The organism is uncultured Microbacterium sp. (assembly GCF_963528945.1).
Classification (GTDB): Bacteria; Actinomycetota; Actinomycetes; order Actinomycetales; family Microbacteriaceae; genus Microbacterium.
The window spans coordinates 250,726-274,800 of sequence record NZ_CAURWX010000003.1 but is presented as its reverse complement, the minus strand read 5'-3'; the positions used below and the strand labels follow the sequence as shown (position 1 = coordinate 274,800).

Annotated in this window: 20 protein-coding genes; 15 read left to right on the top strand and 5 right to left on the bottom strand. The window is 71.2% G+C overall.

The window, feature by feature from the left end:
• Nucleotides 1-108: 108 nt before the first annotated feature.
• Entirely contained in the window at nucleotides 109-1,578 is a 1,470-nt protein-coding gene (locus RWS82_RS11225) for an oligopeptide:H+ symporter (RefSeq protein ID WP_314650157.1), read from the bottom strand.
• 137 nt (nucleotides 1,579-1,715) lie between these two features.
• Between RWS82_RS11225 and RWS82_RS11220 the strand changes: the two genes are divergently transcribed.
• Entirely contained in the window at nucleotides 1,716-3,101 is a 1,386-nt protein-coding gene (locus tag RWS82_RS11220; RefSeq protein ID WP_314650155.1) for a glycine--tRNA ligase, read from the top strand.
• A 109-nt stretch (nucleotides 3,102-3,210) separates the two neighbouring features.
• Here the strand turns inward: RWS82_RS11220 and RWS82_RS11215 are convergent, their stop codons facing one another.
• Nucleotides 3,211-3,786 carry an HhH-GPD-type base excision DNA repair protein gene (locus RWS82_RS11215; protein WP_314650153.1) on the bottom strand — a complete coding sequence of 192 codons (576 nt, stop codon included), beginning with the start codon at nucleotides 3,784-3,786 and terminating at the stop codon, nucleotides 3,211-3,213.
• Between the two features lie 53 nt (nucleotides 3,787-3,839).
• Nucleotides 3,840-5,153, bottom strand: a complete 1,314-nt coding sequence (locus RWS82_RS11210) for a glutamyl-tRNA reductase (protein WP_314650151.1) — start codon at nucleotides 5,151-5,153, stop codon at nucleotides 3,840-3,842.
• Nucleotides 5,154-5,235: 82 nt separating this feature from the next.
• Here RWS82_RS11210 and hemE point away from each other — a divergent pair, with 82 nt between their 5' ends.
• The 11 genes from hemE to RWS82_RS11155 all read left to right on the top strand — a co-directional run bounded on the left by hemE (nucleotide 5,236) and on the right by RWS82_RS11155 (nucleotide 14,697).
• Nucleotides 5,236-6,264: a uroporphyrinogen decarboxylase gene (hemE, locus tag RWS82_RS11205; RefSeq protein ID WP_314650149.1), complete on the top strand. Its 1,029-nt coding sequence runs from the start codon at nucleotides 5,236-5,238 to the stop codon at nucleotides 6,262-6,264.
• Nucleotides 6,265-6,335: 71 nt separating this feature from the next.
• Nucleotides 6,336-7,895, top strand: a complete 1,560-nt coding sequence (locus RWS82_RS11200) for an FAD-dependent oxidoreductase (protein ID WP_314650148.1) — start codon at nucleotides 6,336-6,338, stop codon at nucleotides 7,893-7,895.
• 145 nt (nucleotides 7,896-8,040) lie between these two features.
• Nucleotides 8,041-8,457, top strand: a complete 417-nt coding sequence (locus RWS82_RS11195; protein ID WP_314650146.1) for a hypothetical protein — start codon at nucleotides 8,041-8,043, stop codon at nucleotides 8,455-8,457.
• A 3-nt stretch (nucleotides 8,458-8,460) separates the two neighbouring features.
• Nucleotides 8,461-8,871, top strand: coding sequence for a phage holin family protein (locus RWS82_RS11190; protein ID WP_314650144.1), 411 nt, complete (start codon nucleotides 8,461-8,463; stop codon nucleotides 8,869-8,871).
• Nucleotides 8,858-9,127 (top strand): hypothetical protein, encoded by a 270-nt coding sequence (locus RWS82_RS11185; RefSeq protein ID WP_314650143.1) that lies wholly within the window; start codon nucleotides 8,858-8,860, stop codon nucleotides 9,125-9,127. Before RWS82_RS11190 ends, RWS82_RS11185 begins: the two co-directional genes overlap by 14 nt.
• Nucleotides 9,128-9,236: 109 nt before the next feature.
• Complete coding sequence (gene hemQ, locus RWS82_RS11180) at nucleotides 9,237-9,917, top strand: hydrogen peroxide-dependent heme synthase (protein ID WP_400190093.1); 681 nt, start codon at nucleotides 9,237-9,239, stop codon at nucleotides 9,915-9,917.
• Between the two features lie 4 nt (nucleotides 9,918-9,921).
• A complete protein-coding gene (gene hemC, locus RWS82_RS11175) occupies nucleotides 9,922-10,917 on the top strand; it encodes a hydroxymethylbilane synthase (protein WP_314650138.1) in 996 nt (331 codons plus the stop codon).
• On the top strand, nucleotides 10,914-11,714 hold the full coding sequence (locus RWS82_RS11170; RefSeq protein WP_314650137.1) for a uroporphyrinogen-III synthase: 801 nt from the start codon (nucleotides 10,914-10,916) through the stop codon (nucleotides 11,712-11,714). The genes hemC and RWS82_RS11170 overlap by 4 nt, the downstream gene beginning before the upstream one ends.
• Nucleotides 11,711-12,688, top strand: a complete 978-nt coding sequence (hemB, locus tag RWS82_RS11165; RefSeq protein ID WP_314650135.1) for a porphobilinogen synthase — start codon at nucleotides 11,711-11,713, stop codon at nucleotides 12,686-12,688. The genes RWS82_RS11170 and hemB overlap by 4 nt, the downstream gene beginning before the upstream one ends.
• Nucleotides 12,689-12,722: 34 nt before the next feature.
• The gene (locus RWS82_RS11160) at nucleotides 12,723-14,045 is read left to right on the top strand and encodes a glutamate-1-semialdehyde 2,1-aminomutase (protein WP_314650133.1); all 1,323 of its coding nucleotides are present in this window, start codon (nucleotides 12,723-12,725) and stop codon (nucleotides 14,043-14,045) included.
• 199 nt (nucleotides 14,046-14,244) lie between these two features.
• On the top strand, nucleotides 14,245-14,697 hold the full coding sequence (locus RWS82_RS11155) for a hypothetical protein (protein ID WP_314650131.1): 453 nt from the start codon (nucleotides 14,245-14,247) through the stop codon (nucleotides 14,695-14,697).
• A gap of 78 nt (nucleotides 14,698-14,775) precedes the next feature.
• Here RWS82_RS11155 and RWS82_RS11150 read toward each other — a convergent pair whose 3' ends face one another.
• Nucleotides 14,776-17,052: an ATP-binding cassette domain-containing protein gene (locus RWS82_RS11150; protein WP_314650129.1), complete on the bottom strand. Its 2,277-nt coding sequence runs from the start codon at nucleotides 17,050-17,052 to the stop codon at nucleotides 14,776-14,778.
• Between the two features lie 116 nt (nucleotides 17,053-17,168).
• On the opposite strand from RWS82_RS11150, the gene RWS82_RS11145 reads away from it, so the two are divergent.
• The 3 genes from RWS82_RS11145 (at nucleotide 17,169) to RWS82_RS11135 (ending at nucleotide 22,431) form a co-directional block, all read left to right on the top strand.
• Nucleotides 17,169-18,230 carry an enoyl-CoA hydratase/isomerase family protein gene (locus tag RWS82_RS11145; RefSeq protein ID WP_314650127.1) on the top strand — a complete coding sequence of 354 codons (1,062 nt, stop codon included), beginning with the start codon at nucleotides 17,169-17,171 and terminating at the stop codon, nucleotides 18,228-18,230.
• A gap of 206 nt (nucleotides 18,231-18,436) precedes the next feature.
• Entirely contained in the window at nucleotides 18,437-20,164 is a 1,728-nt protein-coding gene (locus RWS82_RS11140) for an ABC transporter ATP-binding protein (protein WP_314650125.1), read from the top strand.
• Nucleotides 20,161-22,431 (top strand): ABC transporter ATP-binding protein, encoded by a 2,271-nt coding sequence (locus RWS82_RS11135; RefSeq protein ID WP_314650124.1) that lies wholly within the window; start codon nucleotides 20,161-20,163, stop codon nucleotides 22,429-22,431. Before RWS82_RS11140 ends, RWS82_RS11135 begins: the two co-directional genes overlap by 4 nt.
• 78 nt (nucleotides 22,432-22,509) lie before the next feature.
• On the opposite strand, the gene RWS82_RS11130 is transcribed toward RWS82_RS11135, so the two are convergent.
• Nucleotides 22,510-24,066 (bottom strand): D-alanyl-D-alanine carboxypeptidase, encoded by a 1,557-nt coding sequence (locus RWS82_RS11130; protein ID WP_314650122.1) that lies wholly within the window; start codon nucleotides 24,064-24,066, stop codon nucleotides 22,510-22,512.
• Nucleotides 24,067-24,075: the final 9 nt, after the last annotated feature.

Below are 24,075 nucleotides of genomic sequence, written 5' to 3'. Positions count from 1 at the left end.
CCACCGGCATCCGACACCGCCGGTGAGACACCACCCGCGCCGTGACACATCGCGTCGCCCGTGGTGTCTCGCGGCGGAAGTGGTGTCTCAGCGGGAGGTCAGCCGGCCTCAGCGAACCCCGCGCATGAGCCGCAGCACCGGCTTCACCGCGAGCAGGAGTCCGATGCCCACCACGATCGCGATCGCGCCGAGGATCGAGAAGTAGGGCACTTCGTTCTGCGGGTCGTAGTACTGCACCAGCCAGCCCGAAATCGCGGTGCCGAGCGCGACCGAGAGGAAGAATAGGGCCACCATCTGCGTGTGGAACACCGTCGGGGCGAGCTTCGTGGTGACCGAGAGTCCCACCGGCGACAGCAGCAGCTCGGCCACGGTGAACACGAACAGGATGCCGACGATGCCCAGGAGCGGCGTGGAGTTCGCGCCCCCGCCCGAGAAGGGGAGGAACAGCAGGAACGCCGATCCCATGATGATCGCGGCGAGGCCGAACTTCACCGGGGTCGACGGCTGGCGCGCCCCCAGTCGTGTCCAGATCGCGGCGAACACGCCGGACAGGATGATGATGAAGACGGGGTTGATCGACTGCACCCACGACACGGGCATCTCCCAGCCGAAGAGGTCGCGGTTCAGCCGCTCGTCGGAGTACACCGTCAGCACCGTGAACTGCTGCTGGTAGAGCGACCAGAACGCGACGGACGTGATGAACAGTGGCAGGAAGCCCCACACCCGGGAACGTTCGGTGGCGTCGATGCGCCGGCTGGTAAGGATCACCGCGAAGTACGCGACCGCGGCGACGACCGTCACGGCGATGACGATGGCAGCGAGGTTGTCGGCGCGGATGACACCGAGGAGCACGAGCGCGGCGATCAGCACGACCGCTCCGACGCCCACGCCCCACACCAGCGGGCGACGTGCGGCCGGGAGCGGGTTCGCGACCCGGCGCGCCTCGTCGGGAAGGCTGCGGCGGCCGAAGGCGTACTGCACCAGTCCCGCGGCCATCCCGACCGCGGCGAGTCCGAAGCCCCAGTGGAACCCCGCCCTTTCCTGCAGCAGCCCGGTGAGGAGCGGGCCGAGGAAAGCGCCGAGGTTGATGCCGAGGTAGAACAGCGAGAAGCCGGCGTCTCGCCGCACGTCCTCCGCGCGGTAGAGCGTGCCCACCACGGCGGTGGCGTTCGCCTTCAGTCCGCCCGACCCGAGCGCGACGAGCACCAGACCCACGCCGACGCCCACGAATCCGGGCAGCAGAGCGAGGGCGGCGTGCCCGGCGACGATCACGATCGCGCTCGCGAACAGCACGCGCTCGGCCCCGAACAGCCGGTCGGCGAGCCATGCGCCGAGGACCGTCGCGAGGTACACCGAGCCGCCGTACGCGCCGAGGATGCCGCCGGCGACCGCCTTGGGGATGCCGAGGCCGCCGTCCTCGATCGAGAAGTAGAGGTAGATGAGCAGGATGCCCTGCATGCCGTAGAAGCTGAACCGCTCCCACATCTCCACTCCGAAGATGTGCACGAGCGACCACGGCTGCCCGAAGAAGCGGGTGTCGTCGTCGCGGTTCCTGCGGGGCTGCGCCGTCGTGCTCATGGCTCGACGGTAGTCCGCGGCGTGGAACGCGGCGAGGGGTTGACGCCGGGAGCGGCGCGGGGGTGCGCGGATAGAATGAGGATGCCGCGCCCTCGCGTGTGCCGCCTCCTCACCCGCATCCGACCATTGGAGCCACCATGGCCGAACAGTCCCGCCTCGACAAGGTCATCGCCCTCGCCCGCCACCGCGGGTTCGTGTTCCAAGCGGGTGAGATCTACGGCGGTTCGCGTTCGGCCTGGGACTACGGCCCCCTCGGGACCGAGCTCAAGGAGAACATCCGCCGCCAGTGGTGGCAGACGTTCGTGCGCGGCCGCGGCGACATGGTCGGCCTCGACTCGAGCATCATCCTGCCGAAGCGCGTGTGGGAGGCATCCGGTCACGTCGCGACCTTCACCGACCCGCTGGTCGAGTGCCTGAGCTGCCACAAGCGGTTCCGCGCCGACAACCTCGTCGAGGACTTCGAGGCGCGCAAGGGTCGCAAGGCCGAGAACGGTCTCGCCGACGTGCCCTGCCCGAACTGCGGCACGAAGGGGCAGTACACCGAGCCCAAGTCGTTCTCGGGCCTCGTGAAGACCTACCTCGGCGTCGTCGACGACGAGTCGGGCCTGTACTACCTGCGCCCCGAGACCGCGCAGGGCATCTTCGTGAACTTCTCGAACGTGCTCACCGCGAGCCGCAAGAAGCCCCCGTTCGGCATCGGTCAGGTCGGCAAGGCGTTCCGCAACGAGATCACCCCCGGCAACTTCATCTTCCGCACGCGCGAGTTCGAGCAGATGGAGATCGAGTTCTTCACCCCGCCCGCCGACGCACCGGAGTGGTTCCAGCACTGGGTCGACGCGTGCTGGAACTGGTTCATCGACCTCGGCATCGACCCCGAGAACATGCGTCAGTTCGACGTGCCCGAAGACGACCGGGCGCACTACTCCGCCGGCACGATCGACGTCGAGTACAAGTTCGGCTTCCAGGGCAAGGAGTGGGGCGAGCTCATGGGTGTCGCCAACCGCACCGACTACGACCTCTCCAGCCACAGCGAGGCATCCGGCCAGAGCCTGACGTACTTCGACCAGGCGACCGGCGAGCGCTACACGCCGTACGTGATCGAGCCGTCGTTCGGTCTGACCCGCGCCATGATGGCCTTCCTCGTCGACGCGTACCGCGAAGAGGAGGTGCCCAACGCCAAGGGCGGCACCGACGTGCGCACCGTGCTGAAGCTCGACCCGCGCCTCGCACCCGTCAAGGCCGCGGTGCTGCCGCTGTCGCGCAACGAGCGCCTCTCGCCGCTCGCGCGCGAGGTCGCCGACACGCTGCGCGGCTCCTGGGCGACCGACTTCGACGACGCCGGTGCGATCGGTCGCCGCTACCGCCGCCAGGACGAGATCGGCACCCCGTTCTGCGTCACGGTCGACTTCGACTCGCTCGACGACCGCGCCGTCACGGTGCGCGACCGCGACACCATGGCGCAGGAGCGCGTCTCGATCGACGAGCTGCACGCCTACCTCGCCGAGCGCCTGAAGGGCGCCTGACCCGGCATCCGGTCCGATCCGACGCCCTCGCCTCCGACAGTCGCCGCCCGCGCGGTGGCTGCGGCGGTGGGGGCGTGGTCGTCGGTGGCGTCGTCGTCGGGGGCGTGCGTCAGGCCTTGGCGGCCTTCGCGGCGGCCTTCATCGCCTTCTTGTGCTCGCGTACCTTCGTCAGCGATTCGGGCGAGACGATGTCGGCGACGCTGCGGAACGAGCCCTCGTCGCCGTAGTCGCCGGCGGCTTCGCGCCAGCCCGCACCGGTGAAGCCGTACTGCTTGCCGAGCAGCGCGAGGAAGATCTTCGCCTTCTGCTCGCCGAAACCGGGAAGGGCCTCGAGTCGCTTCCGCACCTCGGCGCCGTCCGGGTCGCCCTCGGTCCAGATCGCCGCGGCGTCGCCGTCCCAGTCGTCGACGATCGTCTGGCACAGCGTCTGCACGCGCGCCGCCATCGACCCCGGGAAGCGGTGCACCGCCGGCGTCGTCTTGAACGCCTCGAGGAACGTCTCCGGGTCCATGCCGGCGATCGCCCGGGCATCCGCTGCTCCCGTGCGCTGCTCGATCTTGAGCGGACCGGTGAACGCGGTCTCCATCGGGATCTGCTGATCGAGCAGCATGCCGACCAGCAGTGCGAGCGGGTTGTCGGTCAGGAGCGCGTCGGCGGCGTCGTCTCCGGTGATGTGCAGGGCCATGCCCTCATTCTCCCACCGGTCCCGCGCGCCGACGTGGCGGGCGGGTCGCGGCGTCAGGCCGAGGCGGCGTCGTCGAGCGGATCGACGGCGGCGACGGCCGGGGCCTCGGGCGACAGGCCGTACAGCGTCTCGAGCGCGGCGGTGAAGTCGTCTGCACGGCCCGATGCGGCGAGCTCGTGCGCACGAGTGGTCGGGGTGTGCAGCAGCACGCCGGCGAGGTGGCGCAGGGCCTGCTCGACCTTGCCGTCTTCGTCGCCGCGGGCTCGGGCGCGATCGATCTCGCCGTCGAGCAGCGAGAAGATGTGCGAACGCAGCGCGATGACGGCGGGCGTCACGCTCTGACGCGAACCCACGACGTGGAAGGTCTCGGCGGCCTCGCGCACGACATCGCGTGCCGCATCCGTCGCCTGCAGCTCTTCGAGCGGAGCGTGCAGGCGGATGGTCTCGAGGTCGAGCAGCGCGACGCCCTCGACCGTCGCGATCGCCGGATCGACGTTGCGCGGCATGCCGAGGTCGATAACGAGCTGCGAGCCGTGGGCGACCGGGCAGCCGACGGCGGTCGGTCCGGTCGGGGCCTGCAGGTGCTGGGGGCCGAGCACCGGCTCGGTGGCCGACGTGCACGTGATGAGCAGGCTGGAGCGGGCGGCGGTGCGCGCGTACTCGGCTTCGGCGACCGGACGGATGCCGTGCTTCGCGGCGAAGATCTCGGCGCGACCCGAGGGCGAGTAGACCGAGATGTCGACCGCTCCGCGCTCGCGCAGCGTGGCGAGGGTCACGGCCGCGTAGGCGCCGGTGCCCACCAGCAGCACGCGCTCGGCCGACCAGTCGGCGATGCGGCTGTCGGCGAGTTCGAGGGCCAGACGCACCAGCGAACGCCCGGCGCGGCCGAGGGCGGTGACGTTCTTGACCTTGCGCTGCGCCTGGCTGGCGCGCTGGAAGAGGCGCTCGAGCTCGGGCGAGGTCGTGCCCTCCTTGCGGGCCGACTTCAGTGCCCGTCGCACCTGACCGGCGATCTCGCCCTCTCCGGAGACGACGGACTCGAGGCCGGACGCGACCGAGAAGAGGTGCTCGGCGACGTGGCGGCCGGAGTGCACGGCGTAGGCGCCGTCGAGTTCGGATGCCGGAACCCCGGTGGCCGATTCGACGGCCTCGAGCACGGCTTCGACGCCGATCGCACCGGCAGCGGTGACCGGCTCGTCCATTTCCACGTACGCCTCGAAGCGATTGCACGTCGCGAGAACGACCGCACCCTGCACGCACGGGGCCATCCCCACGAGAGTGGGGGCGACATCGTGGGGGGTGCGGCTCAGGCGTTCGAGCAGATCGAAGCTGGCGGTCTTGTGACTCGCCGTGACACACAGCAGCACCCTTCGATTCTACCGCAGCGCACGTCGAGGTCGGCCGTGAGGGCACGGCATCCGCACAAGCGTGCGATGCGAGGATGGGAGCATGCCCCTCTCCGACGCTCCGCTCCTGCGCGCCCTCGCCGGCGACCGCCCCGCCACGACGCCCGTCTGGTTCATGCGCCAGGCCGGCCGCTCGCTGCCCGAGTACCGCGAGCTGCGGGTGGGCACGCGGATGCTCGACGCCTGCCTCACCCCCGACCTCGCCGCCGAGATCACGCTGCAGCCGGTGCGTCGCCACGGCGTCGACGCGGCCGTGTTCTTCAGCGACATCGTCATCCCGCTGCGCCTCGCAGGGGTCGACGTCGAGATCGAGCCGGGTCGCGGACCGGTGTTCGCCGATCCGGTGCGCACGGCGGCCGATGTCGACCGCATCACGGCCATCGACCCGCAGTCGCTCGACTCCTCGGCCATCGCCGAAGCCGTTCGCCTGACCGTCGCCGAGCTGGGCGACACCCCCTTGATCGGATTCGCCGGGGCCCCGTTCACGCTCGCCGCCTACCTCGTCGAGGGCGGCCCGTCGAAGGAGCACCTGCGCGCCAGGGCCATGATGCACGCCGACCCCGACTCGTGGAACCGCCTCGCCGGTTGGCTCGCGCAGGTGTCTCGCGTGTTCCTCGCCGCGCAGCGCGACGCCGGAGCATCCGCCGTGCAGCTGTTCGACTCGTGGGCCGGCGGCCTGAGCCGCTCCGATTACCGCGCATATGTGCAGCCGCACTCGCGCGTCGCGCTCGAGGGAATCGGTCTGCCGAGCATCCACTTCGGGGTCGGCACGGGGCCCTTCCTCGCCGACATGCGCCTCGACGGCGCGGCCGATGCCGTGGGTGTCGACTGGCGTCAGCCGCTCGACGAGGCCGCGGCGCTGCTCGGACCCGACGTGACCGTGCAGGGCAACATCGACCCGGCGCTGATGTCGGCGCCGTGGCCGGTGCTCGAGGCGCACGTGCTCGACGTGCTGGCGCGGGGCCGCGCCGCGCGGGCCCACATCGTGAACCTCGGCCACGGCGTGCCGCCCGAGACCGACCCCGATCAGCTCACCCGCATCGTGGAGCTCGTGCACGCGCAGCAGGCCTGACCGGCGGTCGCGCCACGCCCCGCACGGCTATCCCCGGCGGGCGCGGAGGAGGGCGATGGGAGGATGGAGGCATGACCGAGCCCCACGAACTCGCCGCCCGCGCCGCCGAGAAGCACGTCGTCGTGGTCGGCGGCGGTATCGGAGGCCTCATCGCCGCCCGCGAGTGCGCGAAGGTCGGCATGCGGGTGACCGTGCTGGAGGCGTCGGATGCTCCGGGCGGCGCGATCCGCGCGGCCGAGCTCGACGGCGTCCGGGTGGATGCCGGGGCGGAGAGCTTCGCGACCCGCGGCGGGCACGTGCGCGCCCTGCTGACCGAGCTCGGGATCGCCGACCGCATCGTGCCCCCGGCTCCGGGCGGGGCCTGGCTCGCGGGCATCCCCGGCATCGGCGCGGCCCCCCTTCCGGTCGGGGGGATCCTCGGCATCCCGGGCAACCCCTTCCAGCCCGACGTCCGCCGCATTCTCGGGTGGTCCGGCGTGTGGCGCGCCTACCTCGACCGACTGCGTCCTCCGCTGACGATCGGGCACCAGCACAGCCTCGGCGCCCTCGTCGCCTCGCGCATGGGGCGCAAGGTGCGCGACCGTCTCGTCGCCCCCGTGACGACCGGCGTCTACTCCGCCACCCCCGACGACATCGACGTCGACGTCGCCGCCCCGGGTCTCAACGCCGCCCTCACCCGCGTCGGCTCGCTGGCGGGCGCGGTGCAGGCGCTCAAGGAGGAGAGTGCGGCGCGTACCGTCGATCGGAAGCCCGGCGCCGCGGTCGAGGGACTGGACGGCGGCATGACGCAGCTCGTCGACGCCCTGCTGCGCGACCTCTCGACGTTCCGGGTGGAGGTGCGCACGGTCACGCCCGTGCGCGGGATCGCGCGACAGGGCGACGGGTGGCGCCTCACGGTCGACGCGGCACCGGACGCGCAGGATGCCGACGCCGCCCCGATCGACGACGCGCTCCCCGCCGTCGACGAGACCGCGCCCGACGCGCCGACCACTTCCGCTTCCGGCACCGCCGCCCCGGTGGAGGACCTCCTCGCCGACGCCCTCGTGATGGCGGTCGACGAGCGCACGGCCCGCGCGCTCCTGGCCGACACCGTGCCCGCCTTGGCTGAGGCGTCGGATGCCGTGGCCCCCGAGATCGAGGTCGTGACCCTGCTGCTCGACGCCCCGGCGCTCGACGCCGCGCCCCGCGGCACCGGCGTGCTCACCGTGCCCGGCAGCAGCATCGCCAAGGCGCTCACCCACTCGACTGCGAAGTGGGAGTGGGTGCGTCGGGCGGCCGGTTCGCGCCATGTGGTGCGCGTCTCGTTCGGTGCGCAGGGTGAACCCGCGGCCACCGCGGTGCTCGACGACGAGGCGGCCGCCGACCTCGCCCGGCGCGAGGCATCCGTCCTGCTCGGCGTCGACATCGCACCCGCCGCCGTCGTCGCCGCGCACCGTGCGCGGTACGTGCAGGCGCAGCCGGCGTCGGTCATCGGTTCGGGAGAGCGTCGGGATGCCGCGCGCGCCGCCGTACGTGCGGTGCCGGGTCTCGCCGCGGTCGGCGCCTGGCTCGCCGGGACGGGGCTCGCCCAGGTGGTGCCGGATGCCGTCGACGAGACCGACCGCCTGCGTCGCGCGCTGCTCTGGGACTGACGAGCCGCGCGACCTGACCGGATCGCCCCGGCCTGTCAACCCCCAGAGCCGTAGATGCCGAAACGGGCATACGGCGTTACTCTGGTGACCTGGCCGACGGGGATCGAACGCCTGCGGCTCGACCGGAACAACGTGAGGAGACCCCATGAAGGGGAAGATCGGACTCATCGTCGGACTCGGAGCCGGCTACGTCCTCGGAACGCGCGCCGGACAGGAGCGCTACGAGCAGATCAAGACGCAGTGGCTCAAGGTCTGGAACATGGACCCCGTGCAGGAGCGCGTCGACCAGGTGAAGGGCTTCGTGGGCGACAAGGCCGCCGCGGTGCCCGGTGCCGTCTGGAACGGCGCGGTGAAGATCGTCAAGTCCGTCGGCAGCGACAAGACCCCCGGGCAGAAGCTCGACTCGGTCATCGCCGCGGGCAAGGACGTCGCCGACGACATCGAGGATGCGGCGGAGGACGTCAAGGATAAGGTCTCGTCGAAGTCGGGATCGTCGGCCCAGCCGTCCGCCTCCGGCACGTCGAAGCCCGCTGCGTCGGCGGCCAAGAAGTCCGAGGGCTGATCGGTGCCCCGCGGGTACCGCGATCGGGCCGATGACAGCTTCCTCTCGCTGATCGGCGACCTGCCCGAGCTCGTCTCGAACCTGGTCAAGGCCGAGATCAACGCCGCCAAGGCCTGGGTGTCGCGTACGGCGAAGGACGCCGGCGTCGGATCGCTGTGGTTCGTCGTCGCGCTGTTCTTCCTGTTCTGGGCGATCCCCGTGCTGCTGGTCTTCGCCATCGCCGGAATCGCCTCGTGGTGGCCGGTGTGGCTGTCGGCGATCGTCGTGTTCGGCGGTCTGCTGCTCGTCGCGCTGCTGTTCGCTCTGCTCGGCGTGCTGAAGTTCCGCAAGGTGCTGCGCCGCGAGAACCCCGCCCAGGCCGTCAAGACCGACGTCCGCATCGTGAAGGAGGCCGGCGACAATGACGAGTTCTGACCTGCCGAACACCGCGGTCCCCGCCGGGATCGTCGACCCCGTGCTCTCGGCGCGGGCCGAGCTGAAGGCGGCGCTGGCCGCGATCGAGATCAAGGGCAACGTGCCCCGTCGGCTCGACAAGGCCTCGAAGCGTGCGGCCGTGCGTCTGCGCACGATGGCCGACCGCAACCCGGCCGGTGCGATCGCCGTCGCCGTGGCCGCGGCCGCCGTGGTCGGCAGCGCCGTATGGGTGATCGCGCGAGGGCTCTCGCGCTGAGCATCCGTCTCACTCTCCTCGATCGGCGGCCCGGGCGGATGCTCCGGGTCGCCGATCGTTTTCACGACGGGGCGCATTCGCGGCCCTCCGACAAAAGGGGCAGACTGGAATCATGTCCGCAGAGACCGTAGAGAACCCGTCCGGCTTCACCCTCTGGGCCGTGTGGCGACGCAACCCCGATGCCGCCGTCACCGAGTCCGACTCGACCGAACTCGAGACGATCGTCTCGTACATCGAGGACTCGGGCGTCACCGTGCGCGGCTTCTACGACGTCTCGGGCCTCAAGGCCGATGCCGACCTCATGGTGTGGCTGCACGGACCCACGGCCGAGGAGCTGCAGGTCGCCCTGCGCCGCCTGCGCCGCACCGAGCTGCTGCGCTCGCTGCTCCCGGTGTGGAACGTCATGGGCGTGCACCGCGACGCCGAGTTCAACCGGTCGCATGTTCCCGGGTTCCTCCGCGGCATCGAGCCGAAGCAGTGGCTGTGCCTCTACCCGTTCGTGCGCACCCCCGAGTGGTACCTCGCCCCCGAGGAGGAGCGTCGCGAGATGCTCATCGACCACGGGCGCAAGGGGGCGGCGTTCACCGGCGTCATCGCGAACACGGTCGCCGCGTTCGCGCTGGGCGACTACGAGTGGATCCTGCCGATGGAGGCCGACGACGTGACCGACCTCGTCGACATGATGCGCGACCTCCGCTACACCGAGGCTCGTCGCTTCGTGAAGGAGGAGGTGCCCTTCTACACGGGTCGCCGCCTGCGATTCGACGAGATCGCCGACGTGCTGCAGTGACGTCATGAGCACTCCGATCCGCCTGGGCACCAGGCGCAGCGCCCTCGCGCAGGCCCAGTCCGGCCACGTCGCCGCCGCCCTCGAGAAGGTGGCGGGGCGACCCGTCGAGCTCGTGCCGATCACGTCGGAGGGCGACACCAACCGCGCGTCGCTGTCGGAGATCGGCGGGCAGGGCATCTTCGCGACGCGTCTGCGCGAGGCCCTGCTGGCGGGGGAGTGCGACTTCCTCGTGCATTCGCTCAAGGACCTGCCGACGGCCATCCCCGAGGGGCTCGTGATCGCCGCGACGCCGGAGCGCGAAGACGCCCGCGACGTCGTCATCACCCGCGGGGGCACGCCCCTGCACGAACTGCGTACCGGCAGCACGGTGGGCACAGGGTCGCCGCGTCGCATCGCCCAGGTGCGCCGCCGCGCGCCCCACGCGCAGGTCGTCGATCTGCGCGGCAACGTCGACTCCCGCCTCGCCCGCGTGGCGTCGGGCGAGCTGGATGCCGTGATCCTCGCCGCCGCCGGCCTCTCGCGCCTCGGCACCGACAGCCCGCTGCGGCGGGAGGAGCTCGGCCTCGCCGAGTGGCCGACCGCCCCAGGGCAGGGCGCCCTCGCGATCGAGACCCGCACGGATGCCCCGGCGGAACTACTCGCGGCGCTCGCCGCGCTCGATCACGAACCCACGCGCATCGCCATCAGCGTGGAGCGCGGGGTGCTCGAAGGACTGGATGCCGGATGCCAGGCGCCGATGGCCGCTCACGCGCAGGTCGAGGGCTCGTCGATCCGCATCCGGACGGTGGTCTACGCCCCTGACGGCGGGCGCCGGATCGGGCTCGACGTCACCGAAACCCTGGACGAGGAGTATATTCGTCGGAACGGCAGTGGCAATGGGGCGGATGCTGCCGATGGCGCAGGCCCGATCCCGGCCGCTCGATCTCTGGGATTGACCCTCGCGCATCGGCTGCTCGATCACGGGGCGGCCGACCTCGTCCCCCGAGAGCAATCCTCATGACCACGACACCCGAATCGAAGCACGACAAGCCGCTCGACGGCTGGCGCATCCTCGTCCCCCGCGGAGGCCCCTGGGGCGACGGCGTCGCCGCCAGCCTGGGGGCGCAGGGAGCGGTGCCGGTCGTCGCGCCCCTCATCAACTTCGCCGCCACGACCGACCAGGCCGCGCTCGACGCCGCGCTAGCGCAGCTGGCCGACGGCGCCTTCGACTGGCTCACCGTCACGAGCGCGACCACCGTCGACGTGATGTTCGCGCACCGCGCGGTGGTGCCCCCGACGACCCGCATCGCCGCGGTGGGGGAGACCACGGCAGCCGCCCTGCAGGCGGTCGGTTACGACGTGGCCCTCGTGCCCGCACAGGACAACTCCGCCGCCGGCATGGCGCAGCAGATGATCGCGCTCGAGACCGAGCCGCGCCGCATCCTCGCCCTCCGCAGCGAGATCGCGAAGCCCGTGCTCAGCGTCATGCTCACCGACGCCGGCCACGACGTCGAGAGCGTCGTGGCGTACCGCACGGTCGGGGTGCCGGTGACCGAGCGCATCCGCCGCGACGTCGAGAACGGCCGCATCAACGCCATCCTCATCACGAGCGGTTCGGTCGCCGAGCAGGTGCGCGAGCAGTTCCCGGTGATCCCCGACGACACGATCCTCGCGGCCATCGGCCCGCGCACGGCGAGCGACGCCCGCAAGGCCGGCCTGCCCGTCTCGGTGGTCGCCGACCGCCAGACGGTCGACGCGCTCATCGAGGCCGTCTCGCTCTTCCCCCTCCCGCACGCATCCGACGAGGTGGCGCCGTGACCTTCCCCCAGACACGCCTGCGGCGACTGCGCCAGTCGCCCGCCGTCCGCAACCTCGCGCGCGAGACCACCCTGCTCCCGCACCAGCTCGTGCTCCCGCTGTTCGTGCGCGAGGGGCTGACCGAGCCGGTCGACATCGGTTCGATGCCCGGCGTGCAGCAGCACTCGATGGACTCGCTGCGGCGCACCGCCGTCGAGGCGGCCGAGGCGGGCGTGGGCGGCGTGATGCTCTTCGGTGTGCCGGCGGTCCGCGACGCGCAGGGGTCGGGTGCAGACGCCCCCGACGGCATCCTGAACCTCGCTACCGAGGCGCTCGCCGCCGAGGTCGGTGACGCGCTCGTCGTGCAGACCGACCTGTGCCTCGATGAGTTCACCGATCACGGGCACTGCGGGGTGCTCGCATCCGACGGCTCGGTCGACAACGACGCGACCCTCGTGCGGTACACCTCGATGGCGCTCGCACAGGCCCGCGCCGGCTCGCAGCTGCTCGGCCTGTCGGGCATGATGGACGGCCAGGTCGCCACGATCCGCGCGGCGCTCGACGCCGAGGGCTTCACCGACACGCTGCTGCTCGCCTACGCCGCGAAGTACGCGAGCGCGTTCTACGGTCCGTTCCGCGAGGCCGTCGACTCGCAGCTGACGGGCGACCGTCGCACGTACCAGCTCGACCCCGGCAACCGCCGCGAGGGTGTGCGTGAGGCCGTGGTCGACGAGGCCGAGGGCGCCGACATCGTCATGGTGAAGCCGGCCATGGCGTTCCTCGACGTGCTGCGCGAGGTGCGCGACACCGTGCACGTGCCGGTGTGGGCCTACCAGGTCTCGGGCGAGTACGCGATGATCGAGGCGGCCGCCGCGAACGGCTGGATCGATCGCCGGGCGGCGATCCTCGAGTCCCTGCTGTCGATCCGTCGTGCGGGGGCCGACGCCGTGCTGACGTACTGGGCGACCGACGTCGCCCGCTGGCTGCGCGCCTGATCCGCGCCGCCCGCACCTTTCGAGAGGAACCCCCATGTCCGATCGCAACGACGACCTGTTCTCCGCCGCTCGCGCGGTGATCCCCGGAGGCGTCAACTCCCCCGTGCGGGCCTACGGCTCGGTCGGCGGCACGCCCCGGTTCCTCGCCTCCGCGCATGGCGCGACGGTGACGGATGCCGCCGGCAACACGTACGTCGACCTCGTCGCGTCGTGGGGACCGGCGCTGCTCGGCCACGCGCACCCCGAGGTCGTGGCGGCCGTGCAGGAGGCCGCGACCCGCGGCCTGTCGTTCGGCGCGCCCACCGAGGGCGAGGTCGAACTGGCCGCCCTCATCGCCGACCGCGTGCGCGTGGGCGAGGTGCGGCCCGTCGAGCGGGTGCGGCTGGTGTCGACCGGCACCGAGGCGACGATGACGGCGATCCGACTCGCCCGCGGGGCGACCGGGCGCGACCTGCTCGTGAAGTTCGCCGGGCACTATCACGGCCACTCCGACGGCCTCCTCGCCGCCGCGGGTTCGGGCGTCGCGACGCTCGCGCTCCCCGGCTCGGCCGGCGTGCCCGCACCGATCGCCGCGCAGACGCTCGTCATCGACTACAACGACCCTGAGGCTCTCGCCGCGGTCTTCGCCCAGCACGGTCCGCGCATCGCGGCGGTCATCGTCGAGGCATCCGCCGCCAACATGGGGGTCGTCGAGCCCCTCCCCGGCTTCAACCGCCTCATCGCCGAGACCGCGCACGCGCACGGCGCCCTGATGATCCTCGACGAGGTGCTCACCGGGTTCCGCGTGCACCCCGCGGGGTACTGGGGGCTGCAGGCCGTGGCGGGCGAGGAGTACCTCCCCGACATCCTGACGTTCGGCAAGGTCGTCGGTGGCGGCATGCCCCTCGCGGCGCTCGGCGGGCGTGCCGAGATCATGGACCTGCTCGCGCCGCTCGGCCCGGTGTACCAGGCGGGCACGCTGTCGGGCAATCCGCTCTCGGTCGCCGCGGGCCTCGCCACGCTGCGCCTCGCGACTCCCGACGTCTACGCCACGATCGATGCCGCCGCCGACCGGCTCGCGACCGCGCTCGACCGTGCGCTCGCCGAGGCCGGGGTCGTGCACTCCGTCGCCGAGGCCGGCAACCTGTTCAGCGCCTCGTTCCGTTCGTCGGCGCCGCGCGACTACGCCGAGGCGCAGGCGCAGGAGACGTTCCGCTACGCCCCCTTCTTCCACGCGATGCGCGAGCAGGGGGTGGCCCTCCCGCCGAGCGTGTTCGAGGCCTGGTTCCTCACGGCGGCGCACGGCGAGGAGGAGCTCGCGCACATCGAGCGCGCGCTGCCCGTCGCGGCGGCGGCCGCCGCATCCGCTCAGCCCTGAGCCTGCTCGCCCGGCTGTCCGGCCCGCTTCCGGTCGCACGAACGGCTGTTCGGCCCGCTTCCCGTCGCACGAACGGTCGCTCTCGGGGTCGAGACGAGCCGTTCGTGCGACCGGAAGCGCCGGTCCGCACAGTGGGATCGTTGTGCGTCTGTGAGGAACATGCAGACAAACGGCAGGATGCCGCTGGCAGACTTGTCGCATGGTGACGTTGCTCTTGGATCAGACGCAACTCGAGATCGTGCTCTCGCCTCTGGAGCGTGCCGCGACCTTCCATCGTGAGAACCTGCGCATCGAGCGCGAGACCATCACCAAGGTGCAGCTCACCGACGACGCGTGGACCTGGCTGCGCGGGGTCCCGAACCCCGGCACGCACATTCCGACCGTCCTCGCAGCCGGAACCTGGAAAGCCGCGGGCAGCACCGACTTCGTGCTCATCCGGCGGCGACGCCCGAGCGTGGTCATCGACCTGACCGGCGACGACCAGTACCGCCGCCTGATTCTCACCACCCGGCACGGTCCGGCGCTCACGCAAGCGCTGCGGCTCGACGTGTCGGACGAGCCCGCCGATGTCGAGGAGATCGTGTCGACGACCGGTGCGATCCCCACCCCGCCGACGCGTCGTCGACCGGTGATCCGACCGCGACCGGCCTGACCCGCCGACCAGACGAACGACCGAGCCCTCCGCACCGAGAAGGTGGCGGAGGGCTCCGTCGTGGTGACCGTGGCGGCGTCAGCCGTGGTGCTGGTCGTCGTGGTGCTGGTCGTCGTGGTGAGCGTGCTCGCCCTCGTGGGGGTGGTCGCCCTCGTGCCCGTGGTGCTCGCCGTCGTGACCGTGAGGGTGGTCGTCGTGGTGCTCGCCGTCGTGGTGCTCGCCCTCGTGACCGTGGTCGTGGTCGCCCTCGTGGTGCTCACTCTCGTGCCCGTGGTGCTCGTCGGTCGAGGAGCCTTCGGCGGCGGCGGCGACGTCGTCGTGCTCGTCGGCGTTCGCGGCCTCGTCGTCGGATGCCGAGAGCGGCACCGTCTCGACGATCTCGATCACCCGGGTGCGCACGTCGTCGTCATCGTCGCCGTCGGCCAGCGACGGGTCGGTGGCGAGCGGGGCGTTGGCGGCGGATGCGCCGGGCTCGTCGTCGTCCGTCGCCTCATCGGAGGCGTCGGAGGGCGATGCGTACGGGTAGTCGCGCGGCTCATCGTGGAAGTAGGTGCGCGCCGCGTCGGCGAGCATCGAACTCACGGCCGCCGCGCGCGGGTCGTCATCGTCCGTCGCGGGAGCGCCGGCCTCGCCCGATGCGTCCGCGGCGCTGTCCTCAGTGGCGTCGTGGTCGTCGAGGGCCGGGAAGGCGCCCGTCTCGGCGTCGAGCCCGTCGAACACCTCGACGCCGAGCGCGCCCGTGTCGGTGTCCGTGTCCGCGTCGGACGCGAGTGCATCGTCGGCGGGGGCATCCGCTCCGTCGTCGCTGGCGGAGTCCGCAACGGAGGTCTCGTCGCTCGCTGCGTCGTCGGCAGACGCGACGTCACCGTCGCCGTCGACCGGTGCGTCGTGCGCGTCGGTGGCGTGGTCCGCGGAGCGGGGGAAGGTGGACGGCTCCTCGGACTCCGGTGCGGCGGAGCCGAACAGGATGTCATCGAACGACCGGTGGCCGTCGCCCTGCCCGTCGGTCGACGGAGCGGGGGAGACGTCGGTGTCGGTCGATGCGCCGCTCGCGGAGTTGCCGCGACGGAGGCCGGCACCGGCCGCGATGGCCGTGCCCGCGCCGGCGGCCACGACACCGGCCGACACGGGGCCGCCGGGTGCGGCGGTCGCGACATCGGCGGCGATGGCGGATGCGGTCGCCGAGGCATCCGCGTCGGCAGCGTCGTCGTCGGCCGCGTCATCGGAGGCCGTGGCATCCGCAGGTGCCTCGTCAGCGTCGTTCGACGCGTCGGTGACGCCCGACGCGTCCTCGCTAGCGGGGGTGACCGCGGGGGGAACGGATTCCTCGGAGGCCTCCGAGGAATCCGCCTCCACCTCGGGCTCGTCGGCGACCGCCGTCGACTCCTCGGCGACGGCCTCGGCGATGGCCGGGGCGGCGAGCGCGCTCGCGGCGGCGAGGGCCTCGACGCGCGGCTCCAGGAGCCCGCCGCGGGTGAGCTGGATGAAGACGTCTTCGAGCGTGGGGCCGCGCTGCAGCAGCGTGGTGAGCGCGATGCCGGCGTCGGCGGCGACCTCGCCCACCCGACGGGCATCGGTGCCGCGCACGGTCAGGCCGGAACGGAGCACCTCGATGTCGAAGCCGGCGGCCGCGAGGGCCTCGGTGAGCGCCGCACGATCGGCGGCGTCGACCACGACGGCCCCGCCCGACGGGTCGGCCAGTTCCTCGATGCCGCTCGAGAGCACGAGGCGTCCCTTCGAGAGCACGAGCACGTGGTCGGCGACCTGCTCGACCTCGCTGAGCACGTGCGACGACACGAGCACCGTGCGCCCCTCGTCGGCCAGGCGGCGCATGAGCAGGCGCATCCACCGGATGCCTTCGGGGTCGAGTCCGTTCGCCGGCTCGTCGAACACCAGCGCGCCGGGGTCGCCGAGCAGGGCGTGCGCCACACTCAGACGCTGACGCATGCCGAGCGAGAAACCGCCGATACGCGCATCCGCATCGTTCTCGAGTCCGACGAGCGAGAGCACTTCCGAGACCCGCGCGAGAGGGATGTCGTTCGCCTTCGCGGCGATCGTCAGCTGCCGGGTGGCGGTGCGACGCGGCCGGTAGGCCGTCTCCTCGAGCACCGATCCGATGACGCGCAGTGGCTGCCGCAGGTCGGCGTAGGCGGCTCCCCCGATGGTCGCGATGCCCGAGGTCGGGCGCACCTGGCCGAGGAGCATCCGCAGCGTGGTGGTCTTGCCGGCCCCGTTCGGGCCGAGGAAGGCGGTCACGGCGCCGGGCTCGATGCGAGCGGAGAAGTCCGAGACGGCGGTCACCTCATTGAAGCGCTTGGTCACGCGCGTGAATTCGAGAACCTGTCGATCGGGCATCCTCGACCTCTCCTTGCTTGGTCGGTCAGTCCCCTCTATCCTGCCGGAAAAGCGTCCGGATCGCGTATTTCCTGCACAGGCCGGGGTGCCGGGGGCGAGCGGGTAGCCTGACTCCCGTGACCGATTCCCCCTCTCCCGACCGCGTTCTCGTCCGCACCGACGGAGCGCTGGGCCGCCTCACGCTCGACCGTCCGGAGGCGATCAACGCCCTCGATCTCGGCATGGTGCAGCGGATCACGCAGGTGCTCGAGGCATGGCGCGACGACAGCGACGTCCAGATCGTGCTGCTCGACGGGGCGGGGGAGCGCGGCTTCTGCGCCGGCGGCGACGTGCGCGCCCTGCACGCGCAGATCACCGCCGGACGCGCCGACGAGACCGCCGAGTTCTTCCGCGCGGAGTACGCGCTGAACGCGATGATCGCCGAATACCCCAAGCCCGTGGTCGCGATCGCCGACGGCATCACGATGGGCGGCGGCATCGGCCTCGCCGGGCACGCCGCGATCCGCATCGTCACCGAGCGGTCGAAGCTCGCGATGCCCGAGACCAGGATCGGCTTCACCCCCGACGTCGGCGGCACGTGGCTGCTGGGCCGAGCGCCTGGTCGTCTGGGCGAGTACCTGGGGCTGACCGGCGGCACGATGACCGCGGCGGATGCCGTCGCCACCGGCTTCGCCGACTACCTGGTGCCGTCCGACCGCCTCGACGCACTGCGCGACGCCCTCGCCCACCGTGCCGACCCCACCGGCACGAGCGAGATCGTGCTGCTCTTCGACGAGACGCCCGAGCCGTCTCATCTGCTGGAGGCGCGGGCCTGGATCGACGAGGACTTCTCCGCGCCCACGGTGCAGGAGATCGTCGAGCGACTGCGCACGCGCGCCACGGCGGATGCCCTGCAGACGGCCGACCTCCTCGGATCGCTCGGGCCCACCGGCCTGGCCGTGACGCTCGACGCGGTGCGCGAGGCGCGCACGGCGAGCGGCCTCCGGGCGGCGCTGGAGGGGGAGTACCGCCGGGTGCTCTGGTTCGTGAACGAGCATCCGGATCTCGTCGAGGGCATCCGTGCGCAGCTGGTCGACAAGGACCGCGACCCGCACTGGCAGCCGGCGACGCTCGATGAGCTCGACGAGGATGCCGGGGCCGGCGCGCGGCACTACCGGCCCGCCGTTCCGCTGTTCTGACCCTCGCCCCAGCGACTCGGGCGAGTGCGCGTATCGGGTCACGCTGATCGCCCGCAGGAAGCCGCCTGGCGGTTCGCTGAGAGCGAAGGACGCAAACCCGCGGGTACGAATGTCTGCGCTTCGTGTCACCCTGTGTTGTGGCCGCATTCGGGCCGCCCGCCTCCCCCACAGTCAATCCGCATCCTCCTCTCTCAGAAAGTCCGCCTGTGCTGGGTAAACTCCTCGTCCGATATCTCGCCAGATACAAGTGGCTGCTTCTCGCCGTGCTGGTCTTCCAGTTCACGAGCGCACTGGCCACCCTCTATCTCCCGCGCCTCAACGAAGACATCATCAACAAGGGTGTCGCGCTCTCCGACACCGACTACATCTGGCGCACCGGCCTGTTCATGCTCGCCGTCTCGCTGGGGCAGATCGTCGCCGCCGTGGTCGCCACCTACTTCGCCGCACGCGCCGCGATGGGCGCCGGGCGCGACATCCGCGCCGACGTGTTCGCCAAGGTGAGCGGCTTCTCCGAGCGAGAGGTGTCGCGCTTCGGCGCGGGGTCGCTCATCACCCGCAACACGAACGACGTACAGCAGGTGCAGATGCTCGCGATGATGGGCGCCACCATGCTCGTCACGGCTCCGCTGCTCGCGATCGGCGGTGTGATCTTCGCGGTGCAGACCAACGCGGGTCTCAGCTGGATCATCGCCGTCTCCGTGCCGCTGCTGCTCATCGTCGCCGCGATCGTCGTCGGGCGCATGGTGCCGCTCTTCCGCAGCTATCAGGGCAAACTCGACGCCGTGAACCGCGTCCTGCGCGAGCAGCTCACCGGTGTGCGCGTGGTGCGCGCCTTCGTGCGCGAGCGCATCGAAGAGGAGCGCTTCCGCGGCGCCAACACCGACATCATGGTCGTCGGCCGCAACGTCGGTTCGCTGTTCGTGCTGCTGTTCCCGTTGTTCATGCTCATCCTCAACGTGACCGTGGTCGGGGTGATCTGGTTCGGCGGAATCGAGGTCGACGCCGGCACGGTGCAGGTCGGCACGCTGTTCGCGTTCATGCAGTACATCGGTCAGATCATGGGCGGCGTCATCATGTCGAGCTTCATGGCGATCATGATCCCGCGCGCGGCGGTCTCGGCCGAGCGCATCGGCGAGGTGCTCGACACCGAGTCGAGCATGGTGCGCCCCGAGAACGGCGTGACCACGTTCGCCGCCCCCGGCGCCGTGGCTTTCGACGACGTCGAGTTCACCTACCCCGGCGCCGACGCGCCGGTGCTGTCGGGGATCAGCTTCGTCGCGCAGCCCGGCGAGACGGTCGCCATCGTCGGTTCGACGGGCGCGGGCAAGACCACGCTCGTCTCCCTCATCCCGCGACTCTTCGACGTCTCGGGCGGTGCCGTTTTCGTCGGCGGCACCGACGTTCGCGAGGCGGATGTCGAGTCGCTGTGGAAGACCATCGGCCTCGTGCCCCAGCGACCGTTCCTGTTCACGGGAACGATCGCCTCGAACCTGCGCTACGGCCGTGAGGAGGCCACCGACGACGAGCTCTGGAAGGCGCTCGAGATCGCGCAGGGCCGCGACTTCGTCGAGGAGATGCCCGACGGGCTCGACTCCCGCATCGCGCAGGGCGGCACGAACGTCTCGGGTGGTCAACGTCAGCGTCTCGCCATCGCCCGGGCGATCCTGCGCCAGCCGCAGATCCTGGTGTTCGACGATTCGTTCTCGGCGCTCGACCTCACCACCGACGCCCGCCTGCGTCAGGCGCTGTGGCGGGAGCTGCCGCACGTGACCAAGATCGTCGTCGCGCAGCGCATCTCGACGATCACCGACGCCGACCGCATCGTCGTGCTCGAGGGCGGCACCATGGTCGGACTCGGCACGCACGAGGAACTCCTCGAAACCAACGACACCTATCGCGAGATCGTGGAGTCGCAGCTGGGGGTGGACGCATGAGCGAGCAGAACGCATCGCCGAAGCGCCGCGGTCGCGCGGCCGTCGCGAACGGAGCCGCACCGGCGGCCGTGGTCGAGCCCGAGCTCACCGACGAGGAGAAGTACGAGGCCGAGCTCGCCGAGCAGGCGCGCCAGAACGGCGGCGGCTGGGACAGTGTGGCGCCCGGCAAGGCCGACAACTTCGGCAAGAGCTTCGCCCGCATGATCGGACTGCTCAAGCCGTCGGCCGTGTGGTTCGTGTTCGTCTCGATCCTCGGAGCGGTGGGCGTCGTGCTCACCGTCGCCGCCCCGAAGGTGCTGGCCGAGGCGACGAACCTCATCTACACCGGGTTCATCTCCCGGCAACTGGCCGAAGGGCAGGGTGACTTCCCGGGCTTCCCGGCCGGAACGCCGAAGTCGGAGGTCGTCGAGCAGCTGCGATCGTTCGGCGCAGACGACTACGCGAACCAGGTGTCGGCGCTCGAGAACTTCCGGGTCGGCGACGGCATCGACTTCGACGCGCTGCGGTGGATCGTCGCCGCGGTGCTCGCGATCTACGTCGTCGCCGCGTTCCTCAGCTGGCTGCAGGGCTACGTCATCAACGTCATCATGGTGCGCACCATGTGGCGTCTGCGCGAGCAGGTCGAGGCGAAGATCAACCGCCTGCCGCTGGCGTACTTCGACAAGGTGCAGCGCGGCGAGCTCATCTCGCGCGTCACCAACGACATCGACAACATCACCCAGACCATGCAGCAGTCGCTGTCGGGGGCGCTCACCGCGGTGCTCACCGTGGTCGGCGTGCTCGTGCTCATGTTCACCATCTCGTGGCAGCTCGCGCTCGTCGCGCTGGTGGCGCTGCCCCTGATGGCCGTGATCTTCGGCATCATCGGGCCGCGGTCGCAGAAGGCCTTCGGCACGCAGTGGCGCAAGGTCGGGCGGCTCAACGCCCGTGTCGAGGAGGCGTTCTCGGGTCACGCGCTCGTGAAGGTGTTCGGTCGCGAGAAGGACGCGCTGCAGAAGTTCGGCGACGAGAACGAAGAGCTCTACCAGGCGGCCTTCAAGGCGCAGTTCCTGTCGGGCATCATCATGCCCGCCATGACCTTCGTCGGCAGCCTGACCTACGTGGGCATCGCGGTGCTCGGTGGCCTGCTGGTCGCGAGCGGGCAGCTGCGCATCGGCGACGTGCAGGCGTTCATCCAGTACTCGCAGCAGTTCACGCAGCCGCTGTCTGAACTGGGCGGCATGGCCGCAGTGGTGCAGTCCGGCACGGCCTCGGCCGAGCGGGTCTTCGACTTCCTCGACGCCGACGAGCAGGAGGCCGACGCCGCAGACGCCCCCGACCTGCCGGACGGCCGCGGGGTCATCGAGTTCGAGAACGTCGCGTTCTCGTACAGCCCCGACCGTCCGCTCATCACCGATCTGTCGTTCCGGGTCGAGCCCGGGCAGACGGTCGCGATCGTCGGCCCCACCGGCGCCGGCAAGACAACGCTCGTGAACCTCATCATGCGGTTCTACGAACTGAGCAGCGGGCGCATCGTGCTCGACGGGCAGGACATCTCCGAGATCACCCGCGACGAGCTGCGCTCCCGCACCGGCATGGTGCTGCAGGATCCGTGGCTCTTCGCGGGGAGCATCCGCGAGAACATCCGGTACGGACGATCGACGGCCACCGACGACGAGGTGCTCGAGGCGGCCAAGGCGACCTACGTCGATCGTTTCGTGCACGCGCTGCCCGAGGGGTACGACACCGTTCTCGACGAAGACGCCTCGAACGTCTCGGCGGGTGAGCGTCAGCTCATCACGATCGCCCGGGCGTTCGTCGCCCAGCCGTCGATCCTCATCCTCGACGAGGCGACGTCAGCGGTCGACACGCGCACCGAACTGCTGCTGCAGAACGCCATGGCCGCGCTCCGCAAGGGGCGCACCTCGTTCGTGATCGCGCACCGGCTCTCGACGATCCGCGACGCCGATCTCATCCTCGTGATGGAGCACGGCGACATCGTCGAGAAGGGCACGCACGACGAGCTCATCCAGGCGCAGGGCGCGTACTGGCGGCTGTACCAGTCGCAGTTCGAACAGGCGGCGACCGACATCGATGCCGAAGGCGCGCTCACGGGCTCCACGCCGACCGTCATCACGGGCGACGCCGACACCCCGGTGAACGCCTCGGAGGCCGCCGCAGCCGACGCCGTCGCCGGTGTGGCTGTGGGTGCCCAGGTGCCGACCGCCGAGGCCGCCGCGGCCCAGGGTGTCGTCGAACGCCCCACCCCCGAGGGCGACCGGGGCTGACCCGCTCCCGTCGCACTTTCTGTCGCTTCCCGCCCCGCGGGGCGACAGAAAGTGCGACGGGAACGGTGTGTGCGGGGGCTAGTCGGCGTCGAGGCCGAAGAGGGCGATCGGGTTCGTCAGGCGCCACCAGAAGGTGGGCCCCTCGACGTCGTCGCTCAGGCTCAGCTCGGTCGTCGCGGTGTTCAGCGGACCGACCGTGCGGAGAGTTCCGACGACAGCCCCGTCGTCGACCTCGTCGTCGAGGGTGAACTCGGGCGACGAGGTCGCGGCGGCACCGTTCCACAGGATCACATCGGCGTCGGCATCCGTCACGATGTCGACCTGCTCGCCCCACTCGGTGTCGACCCGACCCACCACGGTTCCGGCGGGCACGGCCGCCGGCTGCGTCTGCAGCGCCGCTTCGACCTCGGCGAAGAGCGAGCGGGTGCCCGCGAGGCGCTGCGCGTCATCGTCCTGGTTGAGCACCGCCGCATACAGCGTCACCGGGATGTCGTCGACCGTGACGGTCTTCGCCGTGAGCAGGTTCCACCCGACGAGCGTGCCGGTCTTGATGCCCGTCACCCCGGCATCGGCGAGCATGCCGTTCGTGTTCGTCACCGCGCCGGCGCCCGGAATCTCCGCCGAGCGCGTGCCGACGATCTGCGCGAAGACCGGGTTCTTCATGGCGATCTCGCCCAGGCGCACGAGCGCTTCCGGCGTCGCCGTGTTGCGCTCGTCGAAGCCCGACGGAGTCACGATGGTCATGTCATCGGCCAGCCCGCGATCACGCAGCCACGCCTCCGCAGCCACCGCGAACCCCTGCTCCGAGCCCCAGAGCTCGCGCGCCAGCCGGTCGATGTAGTTGTTCGCCGAACCCAGCAGCGTGCCCTGCAGCATCTGGTACTCCGTCAGCACACCGCCCACAGGCACGTCGAGCGACGACTGGTTCGAGCGACGGTACGACCAGAAGTCACGGCTGTCGGCCGCGGTGAACGCGAACTCGGGGCCCTGCTCGCCCAGCGCCAGCGGCAGACGGTCGAGCACCATCAGCACGCTCACGACCTTGGTGATGCTGGCGATGCTCGCGGGGTCGACCGACGACGCGGTCGTGGTCAGGCCGCCGACACCGACGGCCGAGCTCCCTTGCGCGGGCCAGGTGATCGTCGCGGCCGGCGCGGACACCGTCTCGAACGACACGGCGGATGCGGTCGGCGCGACCTCGTGCAGCGGCCACAGCGCGGTGGTCCCGGCGTACGCCGCCGTCAGTGCCACGACCATGCCGAGCGGAACGAGCACCCCGGGGCCTGCCACCGCGGGGCGTAGCCGGGCACCACGGAGCAGCCCCGCCCCGCCGGCGTCGACCGGCTCGTCGAGGGAGCGCGCGGTGGAGTGCGCGGCGACGGTTTCGGAATCGACCCAGGTCAGTGCAGTGGCCGGGCGCTCCTCGTCGGCCCACTGCGCCGCGGCCCAGGCCTCCGCCTCGTCGCGATCGTCGTCGGCGAGGGCAGCGGTGGGCGGAGCGTCGGCCTCGGCCACGTGCTCTGCGTCCGTCTCGGGCGCGGGTTGCGCATCCGTCTCGGCCGCGGGTTCCCCCTCACGGACGGCGCGATCCGTCGCATCGGCGGCGGTGGCGTCGGTGGGGTGAGCTGCGGTCACTCGTTTACG

Bases quoted from the DNA above. Each gene is read 5' to 3' on its own strand.
- RWS82_RS11160 (WP_314650133.1), top strand. From the start codon at position 12,723: ATGTCCGATCGCAACGACGACCTGTTCTCCGCCGCTCGCGCGGTGATC.
- RWS82_RS11195 (WP_314650146.1), top strand. From the start codon at position 8,041: ATGAAGGGGAAGATCGGACTCATCGTCGGACTCGGAGCCGGCTACGTC.
- RWS82_RS11200 (WP_314650148.1), top strand. From the start codon at position 6,336: ATGACCGAGCCCCACGAACTCGCCGCCCGCGCCGCCGAGAAGCACGTC.
- RWS82_RS11155 (WP_314650131.1), top strand. From the start codon at position 14,245: ATGGTGACGTTGCTCTTGGATCAGACGCAACTCGAGATCGTGCTCTCG.
- RWS82_RS11170 (WP_314650137.1), top strand. From the start codon at position 10,914: ATGACCACGACACCCGAATCGAAGCACGACAAGCCGCTCGACGGCTGG.
- RWS82_RS11215 (WP_314650153.1), bottom strand. From the start codon at position 3,786: ATGGCCCTGCACATCACCGGAGACGACGCCGCCGACGCGCTCCTGACC.
- RWS82_RS11185 (WP_314650143.1), top strand. From the start codon at position 8,858: ATGACGAGTTCTGACCTGCCGAACACCGCGGTCCCCGCCGGGATCGTC.
- RWS82_RS11135 (WP_314650124.1), top strand. From the start codon at position 20,161: ATGAGCGAGCAGAACGCATCGCCGAAGCGCCGCGGTCGCGCGGCCGTC.
- RWS82_RS11220 (WP_314650155.1), top strand. From the start codon at position 1,716: ATGGCCGAACAGTCCCGCCTCGACAAGGTCATCGCCCTCGCCCGCCAC.
- RWS82_RS11150 (WP_314650129.1), bottom strand. From the start codon at position 17,052: ATGCCCGATCGACAGGTTCTCGAATTCACGCGCGTGACCAAGCGCTTC.
- hemC (WP_314650138.1), top strand. From the start codon at position 9,922: ATGAGCACTCCGATCCGCCTGGGCACCAGGCGCAGCGCCCTCGCGCAG.
- hemE (WP_314650149.1), top strand. From the start codon at position 5,236: ATGCCCCTCTCCGACGCTCCGCTCCTGCGCGCCCTCGCCGGCGACCGC.
- RWS82_RS11225 (WP_314650157.1), bottom strand. From the start codon at position 1,578: ATGAGCACGACGGCGCAGCCCCGCAGGAACCGCGACGACGACACCCGC.